21 protein-coding genes are annotated in these 21,764 nt (G+C 70.3%); 5 read left to right on the plus strand and 16 right to left on the minus strand.

Annotated elements, in window-relative coordinates:
• The 7 genes from FV218_RS06100 to FV218_RS06125 form a co-directional block, all read right to left on the minus strand.
• Nucleotides 1-913 (minus strand): FAD-binding domain-containing protein (locus tag FV218_RS06100; protein WP_147709085.1); only part of this gene is annotated, 913 nt, incomplete at its 3' end.
• A gap of 113 nt (nt 914-1,026) precedes the next feature.
• Nucleotides 1,027-4,107, minus strand: coding sequence for an autotransporter domain-containing protein (locus tag FV218_RS06105; RefSeq protein ID WP_147709086.1), 3,081 nt, complete (start codon nt 4,105-4,107; stop codon nt 1,027-1,029).
• Nucleotides 4,108-4,658: 551 nt separating this feature from the next.
• Nucleotides 4,659-4,793, minus strand: a complete 135-nt coding sequence (locus FV218_RS23395; protein WP_281407800.1) for a hypothetical protein — start codon at nt 4,791-4,793, stop codon at nt 4,659-4,661.
• Nucleotides 4,794-5,061: 268 nt separating this feature from the next.
• Complete coding sequence (locus tag FV218_RS06110) at nt 5,062-5,808, minus strand: hypothetical protein (protein WP_147709087.1); 747 nt, start codon at nt 5,806-5,808, stop codon at nt 5,062-5,064.
• Between the two features lie 187 nt (nt 5,809-5,995).
• Nucleotides 5,996-6,550, minus strand: coding sequence for an HAD domain-containing protein (locus tag FV218_RS06115; RefSeq protein WP_147709088.1), 555 nt, complete (start codon nt 6,548-6,550; stop codon nt 5,996-5,998).
• 545 nt (nt 6,551-7,095) lie between these two features.
• The gene (locus FV218_RS06120) at nt 7,096-8,532 is read right to left on the minus strand and encodes a YncE family protein (protein WP_056217678.1); all 1,437 of its coding nucleotides are present in this window, start codon (nt 8,530-8,532) and stop codon (nt 7,096-7,098) included.
• A complete protein-coding gene (locus FV218_RS06125; protein ID WP_056160290.1) occupies nt 8,529-8,984 on the minus strand; it encodes a DUF305 domain-containing protein in 456 nt (151 codons plus the stop codon). Before FV218_RS06125 ends, FV218_RS06120 begins: the two co-directional genes overlap by 4 nt.
• A 182-nt stretch (nt 8,985-9,166) precedes the next feature.
• Here FV218_RS06125 and FV218_RS06130 point away from each other — a divergent pair, with 182 nt between their 5' ends.
• From FV218_RS06130 to FV218_RS06150, 5 genes are read left to right on the plus strand one after another with little or no spacing between them, the layout of a single operon-like run.
• Nucleotides 9,167-9,550 (plus strand): hypothetical protein, encoded by a 384-nt coding sequence (locus FV218_RS06130; RefSeq protein ID WP_056160287.1) that lies wholly within the window; start codon nt 9,167-9,169, stop codon nt 9,548-9,550.
• A 13-nt stretch (nt 9,551-9,563) separates the two neighbouring features.
• Nucleotides 9,564-10,073, plus strand: a complete 510-nt coding sequence (locus tag FV218_RS06135) for an RNA polymerase sigma factor (RefSeq protein ID WP_056217681.1) — start codon at nt 9,564-9,566, stop codon at nt 10,071-10,073.
• On the plus strand, nt 10,070-10,879 hold the full coding sequence (locus tag FV218_RS06140) for an anti-sigma factor (protein WP_056160280.1): 810 nt from the start codon (nt 10,070-10,072) through the stop codon (nt 10,877-10,879). Before FV218_RS06135 ends, FV218_RS06140 begins: the two co-directional genes overlap by 4 nt.
• Nucleotides 10,876-11,766: a LysR family transcriptional regulator gene (locus FV218_RS06145; RefSeq protein ID WP_056217684.1), complete on the plus strand. Its 891-nt coding sequence runs from the start codon at nt 10,876-10,878 to the stop codon at nt 11,764-11,766. The genes FV218_RS06140 and FV218_RS06145 overlap by 4 nt, the downstream gene beginning before the upstream one ends.
• On the plus strand, nt 11,763-12,134 hold the full coding sequence (locus FV218_RS06150) for a DUF202 domain-containing protein (RefSeq protein ID WP_056160273.1): 372 nt from the start codon (nt 11,763-11,765) through the stop codon (nt 12,132-12,134). The genes FV218_RS06145 and FV218_RS06150 overlap by 4 nt, the downstream gene beginning before the upstream one ends.
• A 3-nt stretch (nt 12,135-12,137) precedes the next feature.
• On the opposite strand, the gene FV218_RS06155 is transcribed toward FV218_RS06150, so the two are convergent.
• From FV218_RS06155 to FV218_RS06195, 9 genes are all read right to left on the minus strand, one after another.
• A complete protein-coding gene (locus FV218_RS06155) occupies nt 12,138-13,223 on the minus strand; it encodes a sulfite oxidase (RefSeq protein ID WP_147709089.1) in 1,086 nt (361 codons plus the stop codon).
• A gap of 78 nt (nt 13,224-13,301) precedes the next feature.
• Complete coding sequence (locus tag FV218_RS06160; RefSeq protein WP_056160267.1) at nt 13,302-14,285, minus strand: beta-propeller fold lactonase family protein; 984 nt, start codon at nt 14,283-14,285, stop codon at nt 13,302-13,304.
• Between the two features lie 184 nt (nt 14,286-14,469).
• Complete coding sequence (locus FV218_RS06165) at nt 14,470-14,808, minus strand: cytochrome c (RefSeq protein WP_056160265.1); 339 nt, start codon at nt 14,806-14,808, stop codon at nt 14,470-14,472.
• 11 nt (nt 14,809-14,819) lie between these two features.
• Nucleotides 14,820-16,043, minus strand: a complete 1,224-nt coding sequence (locus FV218_RS06170) for a molybdopterin-dependent oxidoreductase (RefSeq protein WP_056217685.1) — start codon at nt 16,041-16,043, stop codon at nt 14,820-14,822.
• Nucleotides 16,044-16,239: 196 nt separating this feature from the next.
• Nucleotides 16,240-17,379, minus strand: coding sequence for an adenylate/guanylate cyclase domain-containing protein (locus tag FV218_RS06175; RefSeq protein ID WP_056217688.1), 1,140 nt, complete (start codon nt 17,377-17,379; stop codon nt 16,240-16,242).
• Between the two features lie 101 nt (nt 17,380-17,480).
• Nucleotides 17,481-18,578, minus strand: a complete 1,098-nt coding sequence (locus FV218_RS06180; protein WP_200913232.1) for a putative sulfate exporter family transporter — start codon at nt 18,576-18,578, stop codon at nt 17,481-17,483.
• A gap of 147 nt (nt 18,579-18,725) precedes the next feature.
• Entirely contained in the window at nt 18,726-19,364 is a 639-nt protein-coding gene (locus FV218_RS06185; protein WP_056278302.1) for a 2,3-bisphosphoglycerate-dependent phosphoglycerate mutase, read from the minus strand.
• 357 nt (nt 19,365-19,721) lie between these two features.
• Complete coding sequence (locus tag FV218_RS06190) at nt 19,722-21,206, minus strand: diguanylate cyclase (RefSeq protein ID WP_246685014.1); 1,485 nt, start codon at nt 21,204-21,206, stop codon at nt 19,722-19,724.
• A gap of 96 nt (nt 21,207-21,302) precedes the next feature.
• Nucleotides 21,303-21,725 carry a hypothetical protein gene (locus tag FV218_RS06195; RefSeq protein WP_147709090.1) on the minus strand — a complete coding sequence of 141 codons (423 nt, stop codon included), beginning with the start codon at nt 21,723-21,725 and terminating at the stop codon, nt 21,303-21,305.
• Nucleotides 21,726-21,764: the final 39 nt, after the last annotated feature.

Here is a 21,764-nt window from a genome sequence, read left to right on the forward strand (position 1 = left end):
CCCGCGCCAGGGCGTCCGCCATGGCGGCCGCGTCCGCCGCCCTGACGCGGTCCGACGCCCCCGCCGCATGGGCGATCAGGCCGCCGACCCGGACCACGCGGGCCCCGCCGAGGGGCAGGCTCTCCGGATGCAGGTCGTCGAGGTGCAGCAGCAGGGCGACGTCGCCCGCCGGCGCCGCGTCGGCCTCCGGCAGGGCGACCTCACGGGGCGGCATCGCCTCGTCGAGGGCGTCCGGGTACTCGTCGAGGCCGACGGGGTCGAAGCGCCCCTCGGTGTAGCGCCGGATGTTCTCCGCACGGGCGACGTAGTGCTTGCCGCGGGTGTGCAGGCCCGCCACCCAGCGCCAGGACAGGGTGTTGCTCGCCGGGTCGCCGTCGACGAGGTGGCGCAGGAAGAAGTCGGCGCCCAGCGCCCAGGGCAGGCGCAGGGTGAAGATCCAGATCGAGGCGAACCACATCCGGGCGTGGTTGTGGAGCCAGCCGGTCTCGACGAGCTCGCGGGCCCAGTCGTCGAAGCCGTCGAAGCCGGTGCGGCCCTCGATGGCCGCCGCATGGGTCCGGCGCAGGCCGGGCTCGGCGGCGAGGCGGTCGTGGCCGGCGGCGGCCTGGGCCAGATAGTCGGTCCAGGCGGCGGGATGGGTCTCGAGGTGGCCCTTGAAGTAGGTCCGCCAGAACACCTCGGACACGAACTTGTCGGCACCGCCGTCGCCGAACGCCCGCCCGGCGGCCTCCACCACCTCGGCCTCGGTGACGAGGCGCCGGCGCAGGTACGGCGAGAGCGTCGAGGTGGTCGGGCGCTGCCCGGGGCCCCGGTCGGTGTTGCGGTCGCCCGCATAGGCGGCGCCGGCGCCGGCGAGGAACTCGGTCAGGCGGTCGAGCCCGGCGGCGCGGGTGAGGGGGAAGCTGCGATCCATCCGCCCCAGGTAGGGCGGTGGGGGCGGGCGGCCGGTGCGGCGCTTTCCCCGGATTCAGCGTGTACCGTAAGTGTGGGCGCCCGGCCGATCTCCCGGCCGGGCACCGGATCGGCTCAGAACCGATAGGTGAAGTTGCCCTTCACCGCGTGGTCCTCGGCGCGGCGGCCGGCCTGGCCGGTATAGGCCACGCCGAGGGTCGCGTTGGCCGAGACCCGGAGGTCGAGGCCGGCTTCGGCCACGAGGGCGTCGCGGTCGATGGGGATGCCGGCCGTCAGGAAGGTCGGCCCGGTGGCACCGAAGGCGAGCAGGGCCGTCGGAACCACGTCGCCGAAGGCGCGGCGATAGCCGAGCAGGCCGTGGACGGAGACCGGAACCCCGAGGCCGAGGTCGAGGCTGGCCTGCGCCCGCAGGCCGGCCGTGGCCGTGCCGAGGTCGTAATCGCGGGCGAACCCGGTCAGGGCCGCCACACCCCCGGTCTCGGCGAACCGGTCGCGGCGGATGGAGACGTAGGCGCCGCCGACGAAGGGCTCGATGTAGGACGGCGTCGTCACGGGTGCCGGCCCGGTTTCCCCGCCGGACGGCGCGCCGCCGCCGAGGAACACCTTGTAGCCGAGTTCGCCGAACCCCTGGATCGTCGCGCCGCCGGTCCGCGCGGCCGCGGTGTCGGTGACCCCGGCGAACAGCACCGTGCGGCGCAGGCGCGCCGCGTTGTCGGCATAGACCGCGCCGAGGCGCAGGGAGACCGGCCCGTGCTCGTAGCCGCCGTAGACGCCGCCGAACCCGCTCTCGATCACGCCCGACTGCAGCCGGCCGGCGGTGTCGAGGTTCGTCACGGTGTAGCCGCCGGCGAGACCGAAGCGGACGCCGCCCGCGACGCGCGCGTCGGCGCCGAGGATGAAGCCCGAGGTCTGGCGCGACAGGCTCGCCGCGTTGCCGTCGCTCCGGGCCTGGCCGAAGCTGCCGAAGCCCTGGCCCCAGACGCCGAACACCCGCGGGTCGAGGACGCGGACCGGCACCGGGACCGGCGCCGCCCGGCGGCCCGGAAGATCCGCCGTGTAGGCGGCCGGCAGACGGCCGTAATCGGTGGCCTCGCCGTCACCGGGGCGCGCGCCCCGGCGCATCCGGCCGAGGATCGCCTCGCGCACGAAGAACGCTGTCTCGAATTCGGCCGTGATCGCGCTGGCGTGGATGTCGCCGGTGAGCGCCTGGAACGCGCCGACGGCCTCCGGCGTGGTGAGCCCCACGGTGCGGTCGTAGGAGCCGGTGCCGGCCCCGCCGGCCTGGATCGCCGTCGCCACCGCGGCCTGGTTGCGGGTCTGCGCGACGGTGGCGAACGCCAGGTCGTTGCGGGTCAGGGTCAGGTCGACGGCGTTCGGCCGGTAGCGCAGGCTCGGGCTGAGGAAGGCGAGGTTGGCGGTCACGCCGGCGAACTGGCCGGACACGCCCGACGCCGCGTCGAGGATCGTGTATTGGGTGCGGGGATCGTAGGTCCCGCCGGCGGCCAGCACCTGCACGGTGCCGCCGCTGAGGGCCGCGGCGCCGGAGGCCGCGATCCGGTCGGACCGGCCGGCCGCGTTCGCCTCGACCTGGTAGGTCGACCCGGCCGCGAAGGCGACGTTGCCGGCGACCGACAGGGTGCCGATGGAGTTGCCCGGGGCGACGGTGCCGCCGGACAGGGCAGTGACGCCGCCGACCGTGCCGGTGCCGCCGAGGAGGCCGCCGGAGCCCACGGTGGCGAGGCCCGTGATGGTGCCGTTGGCGTAGAGGGCGCCGCCGCTGCCGATGGTGGCGTTCGTCGTCAGCCGATCCGCGCCGTCCATGCGGAGCGTTCCGGTGACGTTCCCGAAATAGCCGGCGGCCGAATAGAGGTCGAGGCGGCTCCAGTAGCTCCAGGGCGTGCCGTAGAGGGCCGCGAGGGCGTTGGTCTGGGTGTTGACCACGATCTGCTGGATCGTGTCCGTCGCCAGCTGGCCGTGGAGGCCGCCGTTCGGGGCGATCGTCCGCGCGGCGGCGGTGCTGCCGCCGTAGAGGGTCGCGAGCAGGATCGACGGATCGGGCCCGCCGGCCGGCGCCGCCTCGCGCGGGGCTTGCGCGAAGGTCAGCGTCGGCAGGCCGAAGGTGAGACCCTGCCGGTAGGCCGCCTGGTTCGCCGCCGAAGCCGCATACGGGTTGTTGGCCGTGTTGGCGGCGCTCGCGGCGCAGGCCGCGACGGTGTCGCCGCATTGGGCCGCGAGGCTGCCCCGGTACGGAGCCTGCACCGCCGTGAACAGGCTCGGCAGGTTGAGCGCCGTGCCGGTCGTCGCCGCGTTGTTGATGTAGAGCGGGTTGGTGAGGGCCTGGGACAGGCTGTAGAGCGACAGGGACCGGCCGGCGGCGAGGTCGAGCGGGTAGTGCACGCCCAGGACGACGCGGCTCTTGGAGAACTCGGCGGCGCGCGACAGGACGCCCTGGAACTGCTCCGGCACCAGCATCGCGAACAGGGTGCCGTAGGTGTAGGCGTAGGTGGTGTGGCCGCTCGGGAAGGCCGAGCTGGTGGCGACGGAGTTGATCGCCGTCGGGTCGAACCGATTGATCTGGCTCGAGACCTGCAGCGGCCGCGAGTTGCCGTAGACGTTCTGGCCCGGCTGCCCGTTCGAGACGCCGTAGGCGAGATTGTAGACGCTGTCTTTGGCGTTCGGCAGATCGCCGAAGGTCGGCAGGCTGTAGCCGGGGGGCGCGACGGCCCGGACGGGCACGTAACCGGCGGTCACGGTGCCGGGATTGATGGCCGCGCCGTTGGCGAAGTAGTTCTTCGTCGTGGTGACGGCGGACGCCGACAGTGTCAGCGCCTTCGACATCATCTCGTCGACCTGGCGGATCGGACTGTTCGGCGCTTTCGCGTCCCTCGCGAGGGACGCGGTGTGGAGTCCCCCCAGGACGGGACCGAGCCCTTCGGCGACGATTCCGGACTTGTCGCTGATCGCCAGCTTCTGCTGCTGCGGGGTCGCCGCGTTGTTGGTCGCGATCGACTGCTGGAGATTGTCGCGCAGGGTCTGCCGGCCGATCTCGGTCGCGTTCAGACCGAGGAACGGTGACAGCAGGTTCAGAATGTTGGTGTCGGCGGGCGTGACGGTGGCGGTCTGCGCCCGTGCGCCCGTCGATCCATACGCCGCGACCATGACGGCGATGATCGAGACACCTTGCTTCAAGTCCATGATTCGCCCCTCTCGTGCCGTTCCAGACGGCGGACGGGGCAGTCCTAATCAAGTCTCGGAGCGAGTCTTGGTCATAATCCGTACATAAAGCACTGCTTTGTCAGTTGTGATCTTATAACAACACACTATAGATGTAGTCGGCAAACAAACAAGACTGACATTTATCGTTTGTATTTATAAACATCTACCGCTTATTGCCTATGTTGTTGATCGATAGGGCCATGATCTGGAAGGGCGACGAGCTCAAATTCCGAAAATCATCGGAGTGTTCATGGTGAGGCCCTGAAATTCGCCGTGAAAGTCCGCATGCCGGATCGCCCATTCGTCTTCGGTGGCGGCGCTCGTCGCGCGGCGGCCGAGATCCCCGCAGGCCATCGACTGCCGACGACGTGGCCGCGCTCACCGCAGGGCGGAGGATAAGCGATCGATCGCGTCCGAGTTTCGCGGAGAGGGGGCGTCGGGCCCCTCGGCGTTCAGGCCGCTTCGCCGTCCGCCACCGCGCGGAGCGCCGCCAGGGCGCGACCACGGCCCTCCGTGGTCTTGAGCAGGCATCAGAGCCGGAGACACTCGTTCGCGTCGTCGAGTTCGCACGTCGCGGCGTTCTCGACGAGCTGGTCGAGGGGAATCTGCAACGCCGCCGCGATGGCCTTCAGATGGGCCGTGGTCGCGTTGTCGGGAGAAGACATGCCGTGCTCTGACGTTCCGAGACGAACGGCCGGATGGGTTGGTGTGCCGTATGCCAGCCAGGATCGGCACGGCGTGCGGGGATTTTGTGGCGCGCACCCGCGAGACTGCAATCACAATGACGTGCAAAGTGACGTGCAAGATGACGTGATGGGCCGGCGGAGCGTGCCGTGCCCCGGTCCGACCATCCGAGCCGGTCCCGTCGTCCGCGTCGAGGTGCAGGCCGGCGGCTTCGCGCCGCGTGCCCTGCTCGATGTGCGTCCGGCGGATTCAGACCGGCACGGGGGCCCTGCCCAGTCGACCCAAAACCTCGCCGGCCAGTCGACGGGAGACCTCGGCGTAGCGGGCGAGGCCGCGGGCGAGGGGCGAGCGCCACAGGCCGTAGCCATCGTCGCACAGGGGGTCGTTCACCACGGGACTGCCGTCGATCCCCACCAGGACATTGCCGATGTTCGGATCGAGCCCCTGCGGCGACACGGTCCGCAAGGCCGCGACATAGGCCTCGTATCCGGGCCACGCGGCCCTGAACGCCTCGCGGATGCCGTCGAAGCTCGCATGGTCGATCCGCGGCTCGTGCCCCGGCCACGCCACCCTGAACCGGTCGCGGACACCCTCGTCCATGGCGACGCCCGGATGGTCGGCGATGACGGCGTGGGCGTAGGCCAGCCACCAGGCATCCCGCGGCGGATCGCTCAGCCGTGCGCCCACGGTCATCAGGGCGCCGCAGCGGCTGACGTGCAGGTCGTGGATGCGCGGCGCGTGCGGGCCGTCGGAGCCGGCGAACCCGGTGCGGAGCAGGGCCGCATAGTCGCCGAACCCGTCGGCCTTGCGGGCGAAGCGCACGACGACGTCGGGGTGGTCGGGATGGGCGTGGACGGTGCCGTGGTACCCGAACCCGATCTCGGACCAGCCGGTGGCGATGAGGGCGGCATAGGCCCGCGCCTCCGACCGTTCCACGATGCCCAGGGCGGCCAGCGAGGGACTGGACGCCTTGTCCTGAATCCGGAACCCGAACATCGCAGCCACTCCTTCCTGCCGATGGACGATCCGACGCGACGCGCCCCCGGCGGCCGCACGGGTGCGGCGTCGAGGAGGGACCGGACGGGCAGGTCCGGCGAAGGTCGAGACGACCCTGTCGATGTCGGGGGCAGTGTGACGCGGGTGTCACTCCACCGTCATGGAATGGCCCGTGTTCTGGGAAAGTTCAATCCCTACGAGACCGTAAATCGACGGATGACGGGACCGTGCCGGCCCGACCCATCCGCGGCGGAGCGTCCGCCATCCCCGCCAGCAGCCTCCGGGCCAGGATTGCGTCCGCCTCGCTGAGGCCGCACTCCGCCATCGGCCGCACGTGTCGTCCCGCATGGGCCGGGCCGACCTCGACGTCGTCGAGGATGAGGTAGCGGGTGATGCGGTTCCGGGTGGCGTGCTCGCTGATCTCGTCGCCGCGCCCGGCCTGCTCGGCGGGCCGCATGGCGCCCGTCTCGGCATCCCGGCTCATCGGCAGGATGGCCGTTCGCCAGTCGGGGTGGAAGCAGGTCTCGGGCAGGCCGGCCTCGATCAGGGTCGGACGGCAATCGTCGACGCGCCACGTCGAGGAAACGACCACCCGCGCGTCGAACTCCCGCACCAGGGCGGCGACGCGGGCGACCTGGACCGGATTGAGCCGGTCCCGACCGGCCTGCCGTTGATAGCCGACCGTGGTGACGACGCCGTCCACGTCGAGGTAGATGATCCGCGCGTCCGCCCCCGTCTGCATGTTCAAAGGGCCGATCCCATCCCGCGCGAAAACCCCGCCGCCGCCGCGGACGCCTACCGCGCGCCGCCGCGATCGTCCAGCATCCGCCGGACGGGCGAACGTCGCCCACGCGGAGGGTGATCCGAGGAATTCGCGCCCGACCCAAACGTTCGGGCGGGGGGACGGGCGGCCGGTCGCCGAGCACGGCGTCGGCGCGGCAAGTGGTGGCGAAGGCAAGTGGTGGCGGAGCGTCGTCGCCTCCGGAACGGCTTTTCGGTCTTCGGTCTCAACCCTCGAAAGCGGACCGGCGGCTTTCGACCCAACCCAGCCGCATGGATTGCCCGGCGTTCTTCCTGAAAGCGGCCATTCGTCGGCCGTCCGGCAACTTCGGCTGAGGGTGGCAAGCGAACTGCGGCCTTGCGTCCGTAAGCGGACGTTCCGCATCCGACCCTACTCGGTCATAGAAGCAAGCCAATGGAGGCCTTGAAAGCAGACGTTGCAGCTGGACGCGCGCTGCGAACGCATGCTCTCGGATTCCCACTTCCCGCGCTCGTGAGGCCGCCCGTTCAATCCACAGTCTGCATCTGGACGACGCCGCCGAGTTCACCGGGCTTGCCCGAGACCACCACGAGGTAGCGCCGGCTCGCGCCGGCATCCGTGCGGGTGATCTGGCGGATCGGGCCGATCGCGTTGACGATGGCCGCGCCGGCCGGGTTGGTCATGAAGGCGGCGAGCGGCTCCAGGCCTGCGGCCCCCTTCGGATCGGCGGCCAGCGCCAGCACGAACGGCATCTTCGAGGGCAGTCCCGTTACCGCGGCCTGCAGCGTCTGCAACACGCCCTGGTCGAACAGGGTGACCTGCGTCGCCGGCTTGCCATCGGTACCCGCGAGCGTCAGCGCGCTGGTCTTGCCGGCTGCGCCCAGCGCTTGGAGGTTTTGCATTCCGTCGCCCTCCGGCACGGCGTTCGGGACGTAGGCGACGCCCTGCGGACCCTGCCCGATCGGCACCTCGGCGATCACCGTGTTCGACGCGGTGTCGATCACCGCCGCCTTGTCGGCGTTCTCCAGGCCGACATAGACGCGGCTGCCGTCGCCCGAGGGCCAGAGCCCGTGCGGTAGGGCGCCGGTCGGAATGGTGGCGACCTGGGTGAAGTCGTCGGTGCGAAACACCTTGACCTGGTTCAGGCCGCCGATCGTCACGTAGGCGAACTGGCCGGCCTTGGTCGAGACGATGTTGACGTGGTTGGTGATCGGCCCGGTCTCGATCGTCTTCAGCGGCGCGAATGGCGGCGTCGCAGAGAACACCTGGGTCCGGCCGACATCCTTGAGGGTGAACCACACCTGCTTGCCGTCCGGTGTTGCGGCGATGTCGGGGCAGAACGGGCTCTCCTGCTTCACGCGCCCGACGATGGAGTGGGTCTTCGTGTCGATCACCACCGTCTCGGGGCTGAAGCTGGAGCAGACATAGCCGTAGGCGCCGTCCGGCGAGAAGATCGTCATGCCGGGCCCGTTCGGCACGGTGATTCGGCGCGTCTCCTTGGCGGTCGCGGCATCGAGCACGGCGATGTAGTCCTCGCCGCGCACGCTCACCCAGACCTCTCGGCCGTCCGGCGTGAAGAAGGCCTCGTGCGGCGCGCGGCCGACATAGGCGGTGTGGCGGACCGTGTTGGTCGCCGTGTCGATGAAGCTCACGGAGTTCGAGCCGATCGAGACCGCGAGCAGCGTCCTGTGGTCGGGCGAGAAGCCCATGCCGTGGACGAGGAGCTGGCCGCGATAGAGCGGGCTCAGGTTCATCGGCGTCGGGTCGCCGAGCCGGATCACGCCGAGCAGGACGTTGGCGGCGGGATCGACCACCGAGACCGTGTTGGAGAACTGGTCCGACGTATAGAACCGGTCCCTGCCGCTGACCGGCACGTCCGGTGCAAAGGCTGCACCCGGGGCCTGCCCGGCGAGAGCCGAGCCGGAGAGCATCGCGAGCGCGAGGAGGGTGAGGGCGGTCTTCATCGGCAGATCTCCGAAGGCATCTCGGCGGCAGGGGCCGTGCCATGGTGGTGAAGGTGGGTGGCTGCGGCAGACGAATCCGGCGCGGGAGGGAGATCGGCGAGCGCCCGGCGCATCACCGCGATCTCCTGGCCCTGTTCGACGATGATCCCCTGCGCGAGGCGGCGCAGGACCGGATCCTTGCCGTAGAGCAGCTCTGCCTGGGCCATCGCGATCGCGCCCGCGTGGTGCGGGATCATCATCGCAGCGAAGTCGCGGTCCGGATCGCCCGAGGGCGGGACCATCATGTCGGCATGCATCCGCGTCATCGACTGCGCCATCATCGCGTCGAAGGACGCGGAGACGATGGCCGGCGGCTCGGCGGCGGCCAGCGTCGGGGGCATCATCATCCGGCCGCCGACGAGGCCGCCGGCCATCACGGCGGCCGTGAGCGCAAATCCCAGTGCTCCGCGCATGGGCCGTCCTCCTCGTTCGTTGTCGATGGGAGAGATGCCGGAGAAACGGCTTTATTCCCTGGCCGGGGACGAATTGGTGGCCCTGCCGATGTGATCGATCTTTTCCAAATGTCAGTGGAATAGACGCGCCCGTTCGGCATCTCTCCCGATGCGGTCATGGTAGACCGCCGGAGACCTCACTCATGCGCACCATGCTGATCCGCGCCGCCTTTGCGGCCTTCGCCTTCTCCGCCGTCGCCGCCCAGGCCGCTGCGCCTGCGATAACGGCCGAGACTGCCAAGGGGCCGGCGCTCGTCGATTCCAAGAGCATGACCCTCTACACCTTCGACAAGGACATGGGCGGCAAGTCGATGTGCAACGGCCCCTGCGCCGCCAACTGGCCGGCACTGATGGCCGCCTCCGGCTCGGCTGCTAGTGGCGACTGGACGATGGTGACGCGGGACGACGGCACGATGCAGTGGGCCCACAAGGGCAAGCCGCTCTACACCTTCGCCAAGGATACGAAGCCCGGCGACATCACCGGCGACGGATTCCTCAACGGTGCATGGCACATCGCCAAGCCCTAATCGGTAAAGCCTCGTGGACGAGATCGCCGCCCTCATCGAACCGCAGATCCCAGCGTTGCGGCGCTACGCAGTCGCACTGTTGCGGGACCGCGAAGCGGCGGACGACCTCGTCCAGGACACTTTGGAGCGGGCGTTGTCCGCCTGGTCCGGACGTCGCCGCGACGGCGACCTGCGAGCCTGGCTGTTCACGATCGAGCGCAACCTGTTCCTTGGCACTGTTCGACGCCGGGGCCGGCGCGGCATCGATGTCGGCGCTGAGGCTTTGGAGCAGGTGCCCGATCCGGGTGCCGACCCCGAGGCCGCTATGGGGGCACGCGACGTGCTCACCGGGCTCGACACCCTGCCCGAGGAGCAGCGCTCGGTGCTGCTCCTCGTCGCGGTCGAGGATCTGTCTTATGCCGAGGCGGCCCAGGTGCTCGGGGTACCGCTCGGCACGGTGATGTCGCGGTTGAGCCGGGCCCGGACGCGGATGCGCGGTTTTCTGGAAACTGGCCGGACCGGACTCTTGAGGAGGGTGAAATGAGCGGGGATCCGCGCCCGGTCGGCGAGGACGACCTCCACGGCCTGATCGACGGTCGTCTCGAACCGGAGCGGCAGGCGCTGGTCGAGGCATGGCTCAGGGGAAACCCCGCGCGGGCGGCGGAGGTCTCGGCGGATCGCGCCCTACGCGAGCGCTTGCGTGCCCGCCTCGCGCCGATCGCCGAGGAGGCGATTCCGGCGCGGCTCCGGGTGGCCAACATCCGCTCGCGACATCGCCCGATAACCTACCGCTGGCTTCCGGTCGCGGCTGCGGCCGTGCTCTGCCTCGCGGTCGGCGGCGCCGCCGGCTGGTTCGGCCATGCCGCGCGGCAGGTACCCACGGTCACGCTCGCGCGAACCGAGCCAGCGACCGACGACGCGGTGGCGGCCTTCCGCACCTACGTGGTCGAGGCGGTGCATCCGGTGGAGGTGCGCGCCGACGAGAAGCCGCACCTTGTTACGTGGCTCTCGAAGCGCCTCGGCCGGGCGGTGACCACCCCCGACCTTACGGCGTACGGCTTCCGCCTGATGGGCGGCCGGCTGCTGCCGGCGGGTTCCGAATCCGCCGCGATGCTGATGTACGATGACGACCACGGCACCCGGCTGACACTCTACAGCCGCGTAGGCGATGCGGATGGCCGCACGGTGTTCCGCTTCGCCCGCGAGGGCGACATCGCCGCCTTCTCCTGGGTCGATGGCGGCATGTCCTACGTCGTCACGGGTCGCACCGACGAGGCGCGGCTGTTGATCGTCGCGCAGTCGGTCGACGCGCAAGTCCGTGGACTGCCGGTTCCGCAGCGGCAACCATGACCCTCGACCAACTCCGCATCTTTGTGGCGGTGGCCGAGCGACAGCACGTGACGCGGGCCGCCGAAGCGCTGAACCTCGTCCAGTCGGCGGTCAGCACGGCGATCGCCAACATCGAGGGGCGACACGCCACCAAGCTCTTTCACCGGGTCGGCCGCGGGATCGAGCTGACTGAGGCGGGGCGCATATTTCTCGTCGAGGCCCGCGCCGTGCTCGCCCGGGCCGAGGCCGCCGAACTGGTGCTCGCCGACCTCAGCGGCCTGCGGCGCGGGACGCTGGCGCTCTACGCCAGCCAGACCATCGCCAGCGACTGGCTGCCTCGCCACCTCGTCGCCTTCCGCCGGGCCTACCCTGAGATCGCTATCCGGTTGGCGGTGGGCAACACCACCGACGCCGCCGACGCGGTGCGCGCCGGGCAGGCCGAACTCGGCTTCGTCGAGGGGGCGCTCGACGACCCGACGCTTGCGAGCACCACCATCGCGCAGGACCAACTGGTCCTCGTGGTCGCCCCTGGCCATGCCTTCGCCGGGGCGACCGACCTCGAACCCGAAAATCTCGCCGGGGCCGACTGGGTGCTGCGCGAGGCGGGATCGGGAACCCGCTCGGCCTTCGAGGCGGCCCTGGGTGCGGCCGGCCTCGCAGCCGCCCAGCTTCGGGTCACGCTCGAACTGCCCTCTAACGAGGCGGTGCGCGCCGCCGTCGAGGCCGGGGGCGGGGCCGCCGTCCTGTCCGAGACCGTGGTCGCCGCCGCGCTTCGGACCGGAACCCTGGTGCGGGCGGCGTTCGCCCTGCCGAGCCGGCCGTTCCGGGTGCTGCGCCACAAGGAGCGCTACCGCAGCCGGGCCGCCGACGCGTTGCTCGACCTGATCGCGACGGCGGATGCCGGATGAGCGATCCTGCGAAACCCGTGCACCCCGACGATCCCCGGGTGAGGCTCGCCGAGGACCGGACGGTTCTGGCAGCCGAGCGTACGTTCGTGGCGTGGCTTCGCACCGGGCTCGCCTTCCTCGGCGTCGGCCTGGCCGCGCAGCGCTTCCTGCGGGAGGTGCTGGCGGTCTGGCCGCTGAAGGTGCTGTCGCTCACGTTGATCGCCTGCGCGCTTGCCTCGTTCGCCGGCGCCGCATGGCGGGACCGGGCGATCCGGGCGCGTCTCGCCGATGCCGAGATCCCGATGATGCCGCGCATCCTCACCGTCGGGATCGTGGCCTTGCTGATCGCGATCTCGGGCCTTGCGGCCACCGCCCTGCTCTGGGCGTGACGGTCAGGCCACAGTGACCCGTACCCGGTGCCAGGCGGCGCTGAGGTAGCCCTTGTAGTTCCAGGTGTCGTCGGGCGCGGCCGGCTGGGTCTGGCCGGCGGAGTCCCAGGCCCGCACCGCGAGTTCGTGCTCGCCCGCGGTCAGCTCGCGGTCGATCTCCCAGAACGTCCAGGCGTAGGGCGCGTCGGCATCGCGGTCGATCCGGGCCTGCGCCCAGCTGCGGCCGCCATCCGTCGAGACGTCGACGCGGGCGACCGCGCGATCGCTGGCGATGGCGTAGCCGCGGATCGCGTGCCGGCCGGGCTTCAACGCTGCGCCGCGGGCGGGCTCGCAGATCGCGCTGTTGAGCGGCATCGCCTCGATGGTGATGCCGTGGGCGGGGTCCGCGGTCTCGGCGGTCACGTCGGGCGGAAACAGCTTGTAGTCGTCGGCCTGCATCGGGTTGTCGGAGGGGTGGTCCTGCACCGTGATGCGGGCGAGCCATTTCGGGCTGCGGATGCCGGCAAATCCCGGCACCACCACGCGCAACGGATAGCCGTGCTCGGGGGCGAGAGGCTCGCCGTTCATCGCGAAGGCGAGCAGCGTCTCGGGCGCCAGCGCCTTGGTGAGCGGGATCGAGGCGCCGAAGCGTATGTCCGACCCCGCGATACGGTCGTGGCTCTCGAAGGCGACGTGGCGCGGACTGCCCGCATCGATCCCGGCGGCGTGCAGGACGTCGGCGAGCCGCACCCCAGTCCATTCCGCGTTGCCGATGGCGCCGGCCGCCCACGGGTCGCCGGCGACCGGGGCCACCGCCAGCATGTCGGCCCGGCGGTTGCCGGCGCATTGCATCACCGCCGTGACGGTGACGTGCGCGAAGCGTGCCTTCAGATCGGCGACGGACAATTCGAGGGGCGTCGCGATCATCCCGTCGACAGTCAGGCGGTAGCCGTCGGCGTCGAGGTCCGGGATGTCGCCGTGGCTGCGGACGTAGAAGTCGGCCTGGTCGGTGAGGAAGGCCGCCCGCAGGCGATCGAGCGGCGGCTCGGCATTGTAGGGCGCCTCGCCGTGCACGATGAGGCGGTCCTTGCGCTGGAACAGGCCGAGCATGGGGTTTTTGTCCTGCGTTCGTGACGTATCGACGACGAGAACGCGCCGGGGGCGATAAGGCCCCCGGCGCGCGTCGCCTCAGGGCTTCATCGTCGAGACCACCGCGTTCTTCGCCCGGTCCACTACGGCGACGCTGAGGTCGCGGTTGAGGACGTAGGCATGGGCGTTGTCGGCCGAGAACGCGATCGCCTGGCGCGGCTCGTTCAGGCCGGTCACCGTGGCGACGACCTTGAGGGTGCCGGTGTCGATCACCGAGAGCGAGTTGTCCTTCAGGTTGCCCGAATAGACGAAGCGCCCGTCCGGGGTCAGTGCGGCGCCGTAGGGGTCCTTGCCCACTTCCACTTCGGAGGTGACCTTATGGGCGGCGACATCGACCACGCCGATGGTATTACGGCCGCTGTTGGCGGCAAAAAGCGTCTTGCCGTCCTTGGTGATCGAGATGGCGCGCAGCTTGTCGAACCCGGCGATCTCACCGGTGATCTTGTTGGTGGCGGTATCGACCAACGTGATCTTGTCGCCAAGGAAGTTCGTGACGAACACGGTCTTGCCGTCAGGCGACAGCTTCACGCCCTGGCGCGGCTGCGCGAAGCCGGGGATCACGGCCTCGGCGAGCATGGTCCTGGTGTCGAACACGGTCAGCGTGCTCGCGGCCTCGTTGTTGACGTAGAGCTTGGCCCCGTCGGCCGAGAGCACCGTGCCGAACGCGCCGGGGCCGGCGGCGAGAACGCCGGCTTCCTTGCCGGTGGCGGTCTCATAGACCGTGATCCGGCCGGTGCCACTGTCGGAGACGTAGAAGCGGGCGCCGTCCGGCGCGAAAACGATGTTGCGCGGCGTGACGAAGCCGTCGAGGCGGCGCAGCACCGTGCCCTTGGCGACGTCGTAGACGATGACGGCGCTCTCCTCGCTGTTCGACACAGCGGCGACGGTCCCAGCGGCGTTCAGCGCCAGGGCGTTGTTCTTGATCGCGCCGTCGAAGCCAGCGGCGGACCCGGGCTGGCCCTGGGCGAGGAGCAAGGCGGCTCCGGCGAGGAGGGCGCGGAGGCTGGTGCGGACGTGGGTCATGAAGCGTGTCTCTCTGGCATGCGGGCTCGTTCGGCGGCCGGGGCCTGCCGTGAGGGCTGGTTCTAATTCGGATTGCGTGATGCGAGACCGGTTTGGCCGTGCATCGCCCTGGGGAGATGCCGGAGGGCGCGGTCTATTCCCCGAGGCCGGCGAAAAAAACGCGGCGGCCTCGGGATTCGGGGGTTCAGGGCGTCGGCTTCAACGCCGTGAGGTAGTCGACGATGGTCTGCACGTCGGCCGGATCGACCGGCGCCTTGTAGACGTGAACCATCTTGTTCACGGTCTCGGTCCACTGCGCCTTCGTGAGCTTGGGCTGGGTCAGCACCATCCCGGCCGAGTGGCAGGCGAGGCAGTTGTTGTTGACCGCCTCGGCCCCCGGCCCGTCCGGGAAGATCCGGTCGGAAGTCGGGAATTCGATCGATTGCGAGGTGAAGCGCATCGGCTCGGGAGCCGAAGCGGCGAACGCCACCAGGGGAGACAGTATGAGGGCGGCGATGAGGGCCGCAGGGCGGATCGGGTTCATGGCTGTTCTCCTCAAGCGGCCTGGAAGGACACGGCCTCGATGCCGTTCTGCATGAAGCCGGCCCCGTTCCAGACCCGGTCCAGGGGCTGCGCGACGCCGTTGGTGTTGGTGCAGCGGACCCTGACCGTGTGGCTGCCGGCAGCCAATGCCGGCAAGCTGCCGTCGAAGCGGCGGAAGCTGTAGGGGCCTTCGTCCGCGCCGAGCTGCGCCGGGAACCACGTCGCGCCGCCGTCGCCTGAGAAGTCCACCGCCTTCACCCCGCAATCGCCGCCGAAGGCGATGCCGCGCAACGCCACCGGCGTTCCGGCCGCCACCTTGGCGCCATCGGTCAGGTTGGTGACGAACGAGCGCGGCACCATCCTGTTGATCGGCACCGTCTTGAAGCCGGTCTGACCGGGCTTGATGTTAGCGCCCGGCACGTCAGGAATGCGGTAAGCGGTCTTCATCCAGTACCCGTCGTCGGGCTTGTCCAGCACTTCGATGTCGGACAGCATCTTGACCCAGTAGGTCGAGTACCAGCCCGGCACCACGAGCCGGAGCGGGAAACCATTGAGCAGCGGCAATTGCTCGCCGTTCATCGCGTAGGCGATCATCACCTCACCATTGTTGGCGTGCTTGAGATCGAGCGACTTCTTGAAGTCGGGCGCGTCGTCGACCACCGGCTCGTCGAGGCCGTTGAAGCGCACCTGCACGGCACCGGCCTTCACCCCGGCCTTTTCGAGCACGTCCCTGAGGCGCACGCCGGTCCAGCGGGCGTTGCCCATCGAACCGTTTGCCCATTGCGCGCCGGTCACCCGCGGCTCGAACAACCCGCGCGAATTGCCCGAGCACTGGTTCACTGCGGCGATCTCGAAGCGCGGCAGGCCGGCGATGGCGTCGAGCGAGAGCGAGAGCTCCTTCTCGACATGGCCGTGGACCTTGAGCCGGAAGGTGCCGGCATCGACTTCGGTCGGGATCGAGGCCCAGTGCCAGCGGACGTAGAAGCGGTCGTTGGGGGTGAATACACCCTCGTCGAACACCGAGAACGGCGTCTCCAGTAGCGGCGGATGAGTGCGCTGGAGGATCATCTCGGCCTTGCCCGGAAAGGCCGTGGTCAGCGCCCGCTCGTCCGGGCCGCCGGGCAGCGGAAGCTTCACCGAGCCCGCCGCCCAGGCCGGTATGGCGGCGCCGAGGCTTCCGAGCCCTAGGCCACCCAGGACGAGGCGGCGGTTCATCGGTCTGTCCAGTCCGTGCATGGTCTCTCCCCTTGAAGGATGTCGGCGTCGATGCGTTCGAAGGCATCGGACCCGTGGCGATTCCTCGCGACCAGGGAGATGCTACGGGATACGATTTATTCCCACCAACGGTCTTTCGCGATACGAATGATCTCCAAACGCGATGATTTGAGAAGTTTCGATCTCCAATGGGACGATCAAGGACGCCGTCTCGGCGTCACGCCGCCGGCGCGCCGACGGGCGCGGTCCTGCGACACCCGAACAGGGCGTGACGCTCGGAAAAACCGCGCAAGGCGACGGTGCCGAGCGGTTCAAGGGCATGTGCCAACCCGTCGATGAAGGTGTCGGTGGCGATCAGCGGCGTGTTGTAGGTCTTGCACAGGCGCTCGACGCGGGCGAGCACGTTGAGATCGCGGCCGATCGCCGTGAAATCGACCCGGTCGCCGCCGCCGATATTGCCGTAGGCGACCTCCCCGACATGAAGTGCGACGCCGACCTCGAAGGCAGCCCTGTCACCGTTGCGCAGGGTCGCAAGCGCATCAAGCGCGGCCTCGGCGGCACGCAAGGCGGCACTGCGCGCCTCGGCCTCGTCGCGATCGGCATCGAACACGGCCAGTAGCCCGTCGCCGATGTACTTCAGCACCTCGCCGCCTTCCGCCTCGACGGCCGGCACGATGGCATCGAACATCCGGTTGAGGGCGGCCACGACACGGTCGGGGCTTTGCCGGTCGGACAGTTCGCCGAACCCGCGCAGGTCGGTCAGCATCATCGCGGCCCGCATCAAGCGTACGTCGCCGCGCCGCACCGTGCCGGTCAGGATTTGCCGCGCCGGGTCGCGTCCGACATAGGCGCTCAGCACCGCGCCTAGCATGTCGTCGAGCGCCTTGATCTCGAACAGCAGCGAGAACGGCTCGACCAGCGCCAGCAACGTGCAGATCTCGATCGGCGTGAAGCCGCCCGGTCTCGCCGTGGCCCAGGAGGCGGCGCCCATGCGTCCACGCGCGGCGCGCAGCGGCACGATGAGGTAGTCGGTTAGACCCTCGGTGCGAAGCTCGCCGAGCACGGGAAACGGCAGCGGCCCATCCCCGTCGAGACGGCATCGGAACGGGGTACGGGTCTCGACTACGCGCTCGACGGTGTTGCCGTGGAACGTCGGCGTACTCTCGATGCCGTGGCGGCGACGCAAGGCTAGGCTCGACGCTCCTGGATGCCAGACGCGCATTACCCAGCGGAACGACGGATGCAGGGTCGGCGCGTGGGTGGTGGCGCGGGCCAGTGGCAGGCCAAGCCCCGAGAGGCACGCACTGAACCCGTCGAGAAGGGCTGCCGCGTCCGCCGCTTCGCGACCCGGCCCCATCAACCATCCCGTCCCCTGCGCGACCGCCTCGGACGAAGATTGGGACGAACGTGTCACGGCAGTTCTTTCATCAAGGAGTTGGATCGATGCCATAGCGCGGATCAGACGAGGCCGAGCACGCGGATCAGGCCGAGGCTGACGGCGCCGAGGGCGAGGAGCGAGGCGACCACCGCGAGGGTCACCCGCGCCCCGGCCTTGGCGACGCTGCGCACGTCGACCCCGAGGCCGAGCGCCGCCATCGAGACCACGGTCAGCACGTTGGCGGTCTCCGACATCGGCGCGAGCGCAACCGGCGGGATCAGGCCCGTCGAGCGAAGGCCCGCGAGCGCAAGGAAGGCGAGGATGAACCACGGCACCAGGCGGTGGATCGCGAGGCCGCCGCGGGCCGGGCGGTCGCCCGCGGTGACGCCGGGGGCGGCCTCGTCGGTCTCCTCGCGCAGCCGGCTCGCGCCGAGCGAGAGCACCAGGACGATCGGGCCTAGCATCAGCACCCGGACGAGCTTCACCAGGGTTCCGACCTGGACGCTGAGCGCCGCGACCGGCGCGGTGGCGGCGAGCACCTGCGGCACGGCGTAGACGGTAAGGCCGGCGAGCACGCCGTACTGCATCGGCGACAGGCCGAGCAGCGGCACCAGCAGCGGCAGGCCGAGCACCACCAGCACGCCTAGCACCGCAGTGAAGGCAATGGAGGCGGCGACGTCCTCGCCGTCTGCGCCGATCACCGGTGCCGTGGCGGCGATCGCCGAGTTGCCGCAGATCGAGTTCCCGCAGGCCACGAGGATCGCCATGCGCGGATGCAGCCCGAGCGCTCGGCCGATGCCGTAACTCGACAGGATCGCGACCACGACGACGCCCGCGATGCCGAAAAGCAGACCCGGACCGGCGGCGAGGATCGTCGTGAGGCTGAGCGAGGCCCCGAGTAGAACGACCGCGATCTCCAGTACGGTCTTGGCCCCGAAGGCGATGCCGGGAAAGAAACGTTGCGACGGGGTCCAGGCGGTGCGGATCGCGCTCCCGAGCAGGATCGCCAGCACCAGGGCTTCGAGCCAGGCGCGACCGAACAGATGCGCCTCGACGGCCTCGAAGCCGACCGCTGCGGCGGTGACCGCCATACAGAGACCCAGTCCCGGAAGGATGGCTCTCGTGCCGGCCAAGGCACGCATTGACCGAGCGTGGGAGAAAAGTCTGGGCGCGGACATGGGTGGCTCCGATGTGATGCCGGAGAATCCCATGTTCTTTTCATTCACTCCAACGGAATGATTAGATGCTTCCCATCACTGAAATAGATGAAATAAGTGCCCCTTCGCAGATCACGGAGACCCATTGTGAGAGGCCGACAGGCGGATTCACCCGTCGATCCAGTGGGCCTTGATCGTCGTGTCCGCGGCAAGCTCATAGATCCTGACGGAGCCCGTCGCGAGTTCGAGGTGCTCGACCTCCGCCGGGCTGAGGTCTTCGAGCGCCATCACAAGGGCCCGCAGGCAATTGCCGTAGGCGACGACGAGCACGTCTCCGCCCATGACCGCCGGCTGGATGGTTCGGAGGTAGCATGGCACGATACGGGAGACGGTATCGCGCAGGCTCTCACCGTTCGGCGGCGCCTCTGCGTAGGAGCGGCGCCAGGTCTCGATCCGCTCCGCCCCCCAGCGCGCATCGGCGGCGATCTTGTCGAGCCCGCTGAGGTCCCCGTAGTCTCGCTCGTCGAGCGCGGCGAAGCTTTGGGGGACCAATCCGGGTTGCCCGAGCGCATCGAGGATAAGCCGGCCGCTCACGACGGCCCGCGTTAGCGTCGAGGTGAAGGCAGCGGAAAAGCGCCAGTTGCACTCTGCCAAACGCCGGCCGGCTGCCTCGGCTTCCCTCCGGCCCTGCTCGGTCAAGGGCGAGTCCAGCAATCCCGTGAACAGGCCGGATCGGTTGGCTACGCTCTGGCCATGCCGGACCAGCACGAGATGTCGCGTGACCGGGGCTTTGCAATCGTGAATCACCCTGTCTCCCGAGGCAGAGCACTTTCGTGCTGGTCGCATCGCCTCTGATGATGTCGGCATCCGACTTTAACGAACTTCGACCCTGCGATGGGTTGGACCGTCCATCCGGAGACGGCGGGTCATCCTAGGTCCGCTTATGAACGTCTTGCGACTGAAAGCAGCCAAGCTGCTTCCCACCCAACCCGGTCGTTCGGTTCCGATATCGAGCGTCGGCCGTCTCCCGCCGGGATCGGGCCCGCGAGTGCGGTCGAGTGTCTTCGGCCAGGCTCCGGCGGACCGTCATCGGACGCCCGGTGCCGGTCGCCGGGCGGGGGCTCGGCCCTCGCGGGTCCGCTCCACCCCGGCCCGCGCGCCGCCTCAGGGGAAGGCGGCTCGCCGATTCCGGGCCGGGGCGGTCCCGGCGAGGGCCGGGCCGAAGCTCCGGACGGTGTTGCGGCCCGCGGCCTTGGCGGCGTAGAGGGCCCGGTCGGCGCGGGCGAACAATTCGGTGGCGTCGCAGTCGCCGATGCGCGCGATGCCGACGGAGGCGCCGAGCCGGACGCTCAGGCCGTTGCCGCGGATGCGGGTGTGGAGGGCGGCGACGATCCGTTCGGCGCAGGCCTCGGGCTCCGATCCGGCCAGGGGGCCGCCGAGCAGGACGCCGAACTCGTCGCCGCCGATCCGGGCCACGAAGTCGCCGGGCCGGCAGGCGTCGCGCAGGCGCCGGGCGGCCTGCCCCAGGCAGGTGTCGCCCATGGCGTGCCCGAAGGTGTCGTTGACCGCCTTGAACCCGTCGAGGTCGATGAGCAGCAGGGCACCGGGGGACGGCGAATCCGGCGGGTCCGCGTCGGACGCATCCAGGGCGGCGAGCCGCGCCTCGAACACGCCGCGGTTGGGCAGGCCGGTCATCCCGTCGGTCTCGGCGCGGTGCCGGGTCCGGTCGGCCAGCAGCCGCTCCTCGGTGATGTCCTGCTTCATGCCGAAGAGGCGCACGGGCACGCCGTCCGTGGACGCCACGGTGGCGGTCAGGCGCATCCAGCGCGGCTGGCCGCCCGCGGTGACGATCTGGGTGTCGAGGTGGAAGCCGCCGCCCTCGGCGATGGCCCGGGCCCGCAGGGCCTCCATGGTTTCCCGGGCGCCGGGCGGATAGCAGCGCAGGGTCGCGTCCCGGTCGAGGGGGCTGCCGCGCGGAAACCCGAAGAGGTCGTAGACCGCGTCGGTCCAGGTCAGGCGCTGGCTGCGCAGGTCGCATTCCCACACGCCGATCCGGGCGACCCGGCCCGCCGCCTCGAAGGTCGCGCGCAGGTGGGCGAGGGCGGCGGACTGGTCGCGGACGATGGCGGACAGAACCGTCCGCTCGGTGTCGCGGCGCATCCGGGTGGCGGCGTCGCGCTGCCGCTCGAGGACGAAGCGCGCCGCCAGGACGAAGCCCGACAGGCCCGCCGCCTGGGCCGCCGACGGGTGCCGCGCCCACGGCGCCCACAGGCGCAGGATGCCGAGGTGGCCCCCGGCCGCCGGGGGGACGTCCTCGAACGGCCCGTCCCCCGAAGGTCCGTCCTCCAAGGGGATGTCGACGGACGGATGCGGCTCCGCGCGGTCGCGGCCGTCCCCCCTGCACACCACCGATCCGTCGGGCAGGCGGATCTCCGCGGCCGCGGCCGCCAGGGCCCGGCACAACCCGTCGAGGAGCGCTGCGAGGCCGGCCGGCGGCGCGGCGGCGTGGGGGACAGGCGCCTCGTCACCGGCAGGAAACGCTTCTTCAGCGGGAAGACGCGCCTCTTCACCCGGAAGACGCGCTTCGGGCCGCCGCACATCCAGCATGAAGGCGCTCTCCACCCGCGCGGCATCGCACGAAGGGATCATGCTTATCGCACGCATCTGAAGGATCGGTGTCGTCAGGCCGCCGGCGGGCGATGACGTCTTCTGCAGAACGGTCGGTTCGCCCGAACCTTCGCGAGTCTACTCGGCCGGCTTGTCCGCCTCGGCCTTGTCCGCGACGGGCTCGGCGCTGGCGACGTCCTGGCGCGCCAGCATCGGCTGGAGCCGCCCGGCGAGTTCCTCGCCGAGGTGCCGGGTGTAGGCCGTGCGGAAGAAGCGCGCGCCGGTGCCGCGGCCGTGCAGGCCGTCATGCGCCCGCACCATGGCGTCCACCTCGGGACGGCACAGGAACCCGATGACGCCGGCGGCCTCGTACCAGCGCCCCGCCCGGGCATGCCGCAGGGCGGCGGGATTCGACAGGATGGTCTCGGCGAAGCACGCCGTGGCCGCCGTCTCGAGGGGCGACATCACCGGGTGCGGCCGCCCCGGGACCCGCGAGGCGCCCTGGGCCTCGGCACCCAGGCCCGTGACGAGAACGAGCGCACCCAGCCACCATGTCTTCATCGCGTGAAGCCCCGATCGAAACCGCCTTCGAACCCGGAC

It is taken from the genome of Methylobacterium sp. WL69, assembly GCF_008039485.1.
Taxonomy (GTDB): Bacteria; Pseudomonadota; Alphaproteobacteria; order Rhizobiales; family Beijerinckiaceae; genus Methylobacterium.